This is a genomic window from Micromonospora sp. ATA51, from assembly GCF_016802855.1.
GTDB classification, from domain to species: domain Bacteria; phylum Actinomycetota; class Actinomycetes; order Mycobacteriales; family Micromonosporaceae; genus Micromonospora; species Micromonospora sicca.
Window position 1 is genome coordinate 1 of sequence record NZ_JAEVHJ010000324.1, and the last position, 7,374, is coordinate 7,374.

4 protein-coding genes and 2 pseudogenes are annotated in these 7,374 nt (G+C 73.4%); all 6 read left to right on the forward strand.

What is annotated here, in order from left to right; all coding sequences use genetic code 11:
- Positions 1-1,910: pseudogene (locus JNW87_RS31705) on the forward strand (hypothetical protein); the annotation flags it as partial.
- A gap of 167 nt (positions 1,911-2,077) precedes the next feature.
- Positions 2,078-2,944, forward strand: coding sequence for an alpha/beta fold hydrolase (locus JNW87_RS31710; protein WP_109801677.1), 867 nt, complete (start codon positions 2,078-2,080; stop codon positions 2,942-2,944).
- A 275-nt stretch (positions 2,945-3,219) separates the two neighbouring features.
- Positions 3,220-4,434: a glycoside hydrolase family 3 N-terminal domain-containing protein gene (locus JNW87_RS39950; RefSeq protein ID WP_255544597.1), complete on the forward strand. Its 1,215-nt coding sequence runs from the start codon at positions 3,220-3,222 to the stop codon at positions 4,432-4,434.
- Positions 4,407-5,864 (forward strand): glycoside hydrolase family 3 C-terminal domain-containing protein, encoded by a 1,458-nt coding sequence (locus JNW87_RS39960; RefSeq protein ID WP_309234121.1) that lies wholly within the window; start codon positions 4,407-4,409, stop codon positions 5,862-5,864. Before JNW87_RS39950 ends, JNW87_RS39960 begins: the two co-directional genes overlap by 28 nt.
- A 148-nt stretch (positions 5,865-6,012) precedes the next feature.
- Positions 6,013-6,615 (forward strand): helix-turn-helix transcriptional regulator, encoded by a 603-nt coding sequence (locus JNW87_RS31720; RefSeq protein WP_109801679.1) that lies wholly within the window; start codon positions 6,013-6,015, stop codon positions 6,613-6,615.
- Positions 6,612-7,336 (forward strand): annotated as a pseudogene (locus JNW87_RS31725) (ABC transporter ATP-binding protein). The gene JNW87_RS31720 and the pseudogene JNW87_RS31725 overlap by 4 nt, the downstream one beginning before the upstream one ends.
- Positions 7,337-7,374: the final 38 nt, after the last annotated feature.

Consider the following 7,374-nt stretch of genomic DNA (forward strand, 5'->3'; position numbering starts at 1 on the left):
GGCCGCTCCTCACCGACGGGGCGCGGGGCCGGTTGGTGGTCGGCGACGCGGCCGGCGTGGTCCGGCTCTACGACACCCGCAGTGCCCAGCTGCGGCACGTCTTCGCCGGCTGGGTCTGGCCGCTCCTCACCGACGGGGCGCGGGGCCGGTTGGTGGTCGGCGACGCGGCCGGCGTGGTCCGGCTCTACGACACCCGCAGTGCCCAGCTGCGGCACGAGTGGCCCGGCCACGCCGCGCCGATCTGGGGCACCTCGTTCAGCCCGGACGGCCGGCGGGTCGTGGTGGTGGACAGCGCCGGCGTGATCCGCGGCTGGGACGTCGCCTCGGGGGCGCTGGCGTTCCAGGTCCGCGAGCCGGAGGTGGTCTACCGGGTGGTGCACACCCCGGACGGTCGGTCCCTGGTCGCCGTCGGGCAGCACGGCCGGGTGTGGGTGCGCCGGGCCGTCGACGGGGAGCTGCTGCGCCAGCCGCGCGGCCACGAGGCCGACGTGTACGCCCTGGACGTGCACCCCGACGGCCGGCTGATGGCCACCGGGGACACCCACGGCGCGCTGCGGCTGTGGGAGGTGGACACCGGCCGCCCGGTACGCGTGCTGGGCCGGCAGCGCGGCGCGATCTACAGCGTCCGGTTCAACGGCGACGGCTCCCTGCTGGCCTCGTCGGCCAGCGACGGCGCCATCCAGCTCTGGGACACCGCCGACGGCCAGCCGCGGCACGAGCTGACCCGGCACCGCGGCTCGGTCTGGCCGGTGGTCTGGCGGCCGGATCAGCAGCAGGTGGCGAGCAGCAGCAACGACGGCACCACCCGGCTCTGGGACGTCCGCACCGGCCAGTTGCAGCACACCCTGCGCGGGCACGGCCGGCGGGTCACCGCGCTCTCCTTCTCCGACGACGGCGAGGTGCTGGCCACCTGCGGCAACGACGGGGTGGTGCGGCTGTGGGAGCCGCGTACCGGCCGGTTGGTCCGGCAGCTCAGCAGCCCGGCGGACCGGCTGCTCTCGGCCGTCTTCTGCCCGGGCGAGCCGCTGCTCGCCGCGCCGAGCGGCGACGGCGGGGTGCACCTGTGGAACACCGACACCGGCGTGGACGAACGGGAGCTCAACGTGGACACCGACCACGTCTGGGCGGCCGCGTTCAGCCCGGACGGCGACGCGCTGGCCACCGCGAACGACGACGACACCGTCCGGCTGTGGTACCGGCGGACCGGCCGGCACTTCGCCACCCTCACCCCGCACCGCGGCCGGGTCCGGGCGGTGGCGTTCAGCCCGGACGGCGAGACCATCGCCACCGGCTGTGACGACCACCTGGTCCGGCTCTGGGACGCCGCCACCGCGACCTGCCGCGCCACGCTGGAGCAGCACACCGAACGGGTGTACGCGGTGGCCTTCAACGCCGACGGGACGCTGCTCGCCAGCGCCAGCAACGACGGCACGGCGGTGGTCTGGGACGCGCTCACCGGCGAGCGGCGCACGATGCTCACCGAGCACGCCGGCCGGCTCTGGTCCTGCGCGTTCAGCCCGAACGGCAACCTGCTGGCCACGGCGGGGGACGACCTGGCCATCCGGCTGTGGGACCCGGGCACGGGTCGGCTGCACGGCACCCTGGCCGCGCACACCCGGCGGGTCTGGTCGGTGGCGTTCAGCCCCGACAGCAGCCTGCTGGCCAGCGCCGGGGACGACGGTACGGTCCGGCTGTGGGACGTGGCCGACCCGGAGCACGCCCAGCTGCGGGCCACCCTGATCGGGCTGCCGGACGGCTGGGCGGCGGTCAGCCCCGACGGGCGGTACAAGCTGGACGGTGACCCGGGCGGTCAGTTCTGGCACGTCATCGGGACCTGCCGGTTCGAGGTGGGAGAGCTGGACCCGTACCTGACGCAGGTGCGCCGGCTGTCCGTGGACGCCCCGTTCTGACCGCCGGCCCGGCTGAATCGATTCCGCACCGGATAGCCGGCACGCGCCGGTCGGGTGGGCGGACCATACAGTGACCGGGCCGCTGGCACAGGCTCCCACCAGCACCGACAGCGGCACAGAAAGCCGGGCAAGAGAACGCCGTGCGGCACATGTGGTAATACGAGAAGATGTTCCCAGGCTTCACGAACGAACGGATCGCCGCGGGGGAATTGACGATCAATGTCTGCCACGGCGGCGACGGGCCGCCGCTGCTGCTGTTGCATGGATACCCGCAAACGCACGTGACGTGGCAACGGATCGCGCCAACACTCGCGAAGCGTTTCACGGTCATCTGCCCCGACCTGCGCGGCTACGGCGACAGCGACAAGCCACCAGGCGGCGACGACCACAGCGCCTACTCCAAACGCACCATGGCCCTCGACCAGGTCGAGGTGATGCGCTACCTCGGCTTCGAGCGGTTCGCCGTCGCCGGTCACGACCGTGGCGCCCGCGTGGCGCTACGACTCGCGCTCGACCATCCGGACGCGGTCTCGCACCTGGCGGTCCTGGATATCGTCCCAACCAAGACGATTTACGAAACGATCGACCAACAGCAGGCCACCACTGTGTGGCGCTACTTCTTCCTGATTCAACCTCAGGACCTGCCCGAACGCCTCATCGCCGGGGACCCACCCGGGTACCTGCACTGGACACTCAACGAGTGGTGCGGAACGCCGGGGGCACTCGACGAACAGGCGGTCGCCGAGTACGAGCGCTGCTTCGACCGAGCCACCATCCACGCCAGCTGCGAGGACTACCGGGCCGGCGCGACGATCGACCTCACACACGACCGCGCCGACGCTTCCCGCAAGCTCGCCTGCCCGACGCTGGCGCTGTGGAGCAAGCCCGGGATCGGCGGCGCCTACGACGTGACCGGCATCTGGCGCGAGCGCGCACCGCACTTCACCGGCCGGGCCCTCGACTGCGGGCACTTCCTCGCCGAGGAACGGCCACAGGAAACGGCCGGGGCCCTACGGTCATTCCTGTCCACCTGAGCCCGCGTCGGCCAATGGCTCCCGCCGCTGCCGGCCGTCTCGGCCCTGCTCGCCGACTGCAGCCGCAGCTCAGAGGTGCAGTCGTCCGGTTTGATCGACTACGCCCACGGCCCAGATCAACACCGCCGGAAGCGGTCAGCCGGTCATGTCGAGGTTCCGGAACCGGCGCGAAACATTGACCTAACGCGATCCTAGTCGGAAGGATTCCTTACCGAGACGAGGGCGGCCCCGGACCGGCGGGGTACGGGTGACCGGCCCCCGTGGGGAGGCACGACATGAGATCGCGCAGGTACGCCGTACTCGTCGGGGCTGGCGCCCTGGCCGTGTCCCTGCTACCGGGCCCGCCCGCGGCGGCCGCGGACACCCAGACCGTCACCGTCACCACCGACCGGCCGGTCTACCAGGCGGGCGAGGGCAGCCGGGTGCCGGTGGACGTGGCCGTGACCACCTCCGACGGGCGGCCGTTGGCCACGGCGACCACCGTCCGGTACGCCACGGGCGCCGGCACCGCGACGCCCGGCGTCGACTACGCCGCCGCGTCCGGCGTGCTCACCTTCCCGGCCGGCAGCCCGTCGGGCTCCATCCGCCGGTTCACCGTCACCCTGCACCGGGACCGGTCGGCGGAGACCGCCGAGGCCGTCCCGCTCACCCTCACCTCCGCCGGGGTCACCGTCGCGGCTCAGCCGACCGTCGTGGTCGACGCGCACGGTTTGCCGTACCTCGACCGCAGGTTGCCGGTGGAGCAGCGCGTCGCCGACCTGCTCGGCCGAATGACGCTGCCGGAAAAGATCGGCCAGATGACCCAGGCGGAACGGGCCGCCGTGGCCGACGACCCCACGGCGGTCGCCCGCTGGCAGCTCGGCTCGGTCCTCTCCGGCGGCGGCTCGACGCCCGCCAGCAACACGCCGGCCGCCTGGGTGGAGATGGTCAACGGCTTCCAGGCCCAGGCGCTGAGCACCCGGCTCCAGATCCCGATGATCTACGGCATCGACGCCGTGCACGGCCACGGCAACGTGTACGGCGCCACGATCTTCCCGCACAACGTCGGCCTCGGTGCCACCCGCGACCCGGCCCTGGTGGAGCGGGTCGGCCACGCCACCGCGACGGAGGTGCGCGCCACCGGCATCCCGTGGGACTTCGCGCCGTGTCTCTGCGTCTCCCGGGACGAGCGGTGGGGACGCAGCTACGAGAGCTTCGGCGAGGACCCGGCGCTGGTGGTGCGGATGGAGACCGTCATCGACGGGCTCCAGGGCCGCCGGCCCGGCCAGCTCGACGACGGCGACCGGGTGCTGGCCACCGCCAAGCACTACGCCGCGACGGCGACACCGACTACGACGAGGCCACCGCCGCCGCCAACGAGGGCCGGCCGTGGTGGGAGCAGAAGTATCCGATCGACCAGGGCGTCACGGTCACCGACCGGGCCCACTTCGCCCGGGTCGACCTCGCCCCGTACGTCCCGGCGGTGGGCTCCCACCACGTCGGCAGCGTGATGCCCTCGTTCTCCAGTGTGGACTGGACCGAGGACGGGCTGGGCAACCCGACCAAGATGCACGCCAGCCGTGAGCTGATCACCGACGTGCTCAAGGGCCGGATGGGCTTCCGCGGCTTCCTCATCTCCGACTGGGAGGGCATCCACCAGATCCCCGACCCGGCCGAGCCGGCCAACACCGGGCTGACCGCCTACAAGGTCCGGGTCGGGGTCAACGCGGGCACCGACATGTTCATGGAGCCGTACAGCGCCGAGCAGTTCGAGCAGTTGCTGCTGGCGGAGGTCACCGCCGGGCGGGTCAGCCAGGCGCGGATCGACGACGCCGTGCGGCGGATCCTGGTCAAGAAGTTCGAGCTGGGCCTCTTCGAGCACCCGTACGCCTCGGCGGGGAACGTCGACCAGGTGGGCGGCGCGCAGCACCGGGCGATCGGCCGCGAGGCGGTGGCGAAGTCCCAGGTGCTGTTGAAGAACAGCGGCGGCGCGCTGCCGCTGCGGAAGGACGCCCGGGTGTACGTCGCCGGCCGCAACGCCGACGACATCGGCAACCAGGCGGGCGGCTGGACGATCGCCTGGCAGGGGGTGTCCGGCGACGCGATCCCCGGCACCACCATCCTCGAGGGCATCCGGGAGGTGGCGCCGCAGGCGCAGGTCACCTACAGCGCGGACGCCTCGGCGCCCACGGCCGGCGCCCAGGTGGGCGTCGTCGTGGTCGGTGAGACGCCGTACGCCGAGGGGTACGGCGACGTCGGCGGTCCGGAGTGCGGCTGGTGTTCGACGCCGCAGCAGGAGGAGAAGTCGCTGAGCCTCCAGCCGGGCGACCGGGCCGTGGTCGACAAGGTCTGCGCCGAGGTCCCCACCTGTGTCGTCCTGGTGGTTTCCGGCCGGCCGCAGCTGCTCACCGACCAGCTCGGCGAGATCGACGCGCTGGTGGCGTCCTGGCTGCCGGGCAGCGAGGGCGCGGGCGTGGCGGACGTGCTCTTCGGCCGGCGTCCCTTCACCGGCCGGCTGCCGGTCACCTGGCCCGGCAGCGCGGCGCAGGTGCCGATCAACGTCGGCGACGCGGACTACCGGCCGCTGTACCCGTTCGGCTGGGGGCTGCGTACCGGCTCCACCCGGACGCTGCTGGCGGCCGTCGCCGCCGACCGGGCGGTCCTGCGCGCGGCGCTGGCCGTCGGCAACTGGAACCCCGACGGCTCGCTGCGGAACGCCACCGAGGTGCTCCGGCTGCTCGGCCGGCCGCTGGGATCCGGGCCCGGCGACGCGGCGCTGACCGACGCGATTCTCGCGGTGGCCCGGGACGCCGCCCAGGCCGCGGTCGTCGGGGGCCGGGCGCCGGCCGACTGGGCGGCGCTGATCGCCGACGCCGAGCACGCGCAGCTCAGCGGGGACCCGCTGCGGGCGTTCACTCTGCTCGTCCGCGTCGCCGCCTGATTTCGGAAGGGAGGCGAGGGGCGGCGGTCGACCCTGGACGGTCACCGCCGCCCCTCGTGCGTCCGGCCGGGGAGACTTACCACTGCGGACTCGCACGGCAGAGAATACTGTGTATTATACCGAGTATGCTTACTCGTAGTGATGAGTCATGAGTATTCGTCACGCGCTCCTCGCGCTGCTCACCGAGGCACCGAAGTACGGCCTGCAGCTCCGCCAGGAGTTCGAGGCGCGGACCGGAGAGGTCTGGCCGCTCAACGTCGGGCAGGTCTACACGACGCTCCAGCGCCTCGAGCGCGAGGGGCACGTCGAGTCCGACGACGGCGGGCGGGACGGCGCGCAACGCCGCTACCGGATCACCGCCGCCGGTGCGAGTGAACTGGACGGCTGGCTGCGCACGCCGCCCGTCGCCGGCCCGCCGCCGCGCGACGAACTCGTCATCAAGGTCCAGGTCGCGATGCGGATGCCCACCGTGGACGTCCACGAGATCCTGCAGGTGCACCGGCGGCGGATCGTCGAGGAGATGCAGCGGTACACCCATCTCAAGGCCGACGCGGCGCCCGAGGACGTGGGCCTCGGCCTGGTCGTCGACGCCGAGCTGTTCCGGCTGGAGGCCGTCGTACGCTGGCTGGACGCGGCCGACAACCGGCTGCGTCGCCGGCCCGCGCCACCCCCGCCGTCCGGCGGCGTCGCCCGGCCGCCCGACGTGGCCGACCGCCGTGTCCCGGACCGCCCGGCGGAGGCTCGGCGATGAGCGGGGTGCTCAGCCTGCGGCAGGTGTCCAAGGTGTACGGCTCGGGGCCCACCGCCGTGCACGCGCTGCACCCGGTCGACCTCGACGTCGACGCCGGTGAGCTGGTGGCCGTCATGGGCCCGAGCGGCTCCGGCAAGAGCACCCTGCTGACCGTCGCCGGCAGCCTGGAGGAGCCCAGCGGCGGCGAGGTGGTGGTCTGCGGCGCGCCGCTGTCAACGCTCTCCAGCGACGCCCGGGCACGACTGCGCCGCCGGTCGATCGGCTTCGTCTTCCAGGACCTCAACCTGCTCGCCGGCCTCTCCGCCGTGGAGAACGTCGCCCTGCCGTTGGAGCTCGACGGTGTGGCGGCGCGTACGGCCCGGGTGGCCGCCCTGCGCGCGCTCGATGAGCTGGGCCTGACCGACCGGGCGACCACTATCCCGACGACCTCTCCGGCGGGGAGCGTCAGCGGGTCGCGATCGCCCGCGCCGTGGTCGGTGACCGGCGGCTGCTGCTCGCCGACGAGCCGACCGGCGCCCTCGACGCGGCCAACGGCGAGGCCGTCATGCGCCTGCTGCGAGCGGCCTGTCGGGGCGGGATCGCCGGAGTGGTCGTCACCCACGACGCCCAACTGGCGTCCTGGGCCGACCGGGTGGTGTTCATCCGCGACGGGCGCGTCGTCGACGAGACCGCGCCGACGACCGGTCCGGACACCCTGCTCGCACCGGACGGTGCGGCGTGACGTCGAGCCCACCGGCGACCGCCGCGCCGCACCCGCCG

Coding starts and splice junctions, on each gene's coding strand:
- JNW87_RS31710 (WP_109801677.1), top strand. CDS start 2,078: ATGTTCCCAGGCTTCACGAACGAACGGATCGCCGCGGGGGAATTGACG.
- JNW87_RS39950 (WP_255544597.1), top strand. CDS start 3,220: ATGAGATCGCGCAGGTACGCCGTACTCGTCGGGGCTGGCGCCCTGGCC.
- JNW87_RS31720 (WP_109801679.1), top strand. CDS start 6,013: ATGAGTATTCGTCACGCGCTCCTCGCGCTGCTCACCGAGGCACCGAAG.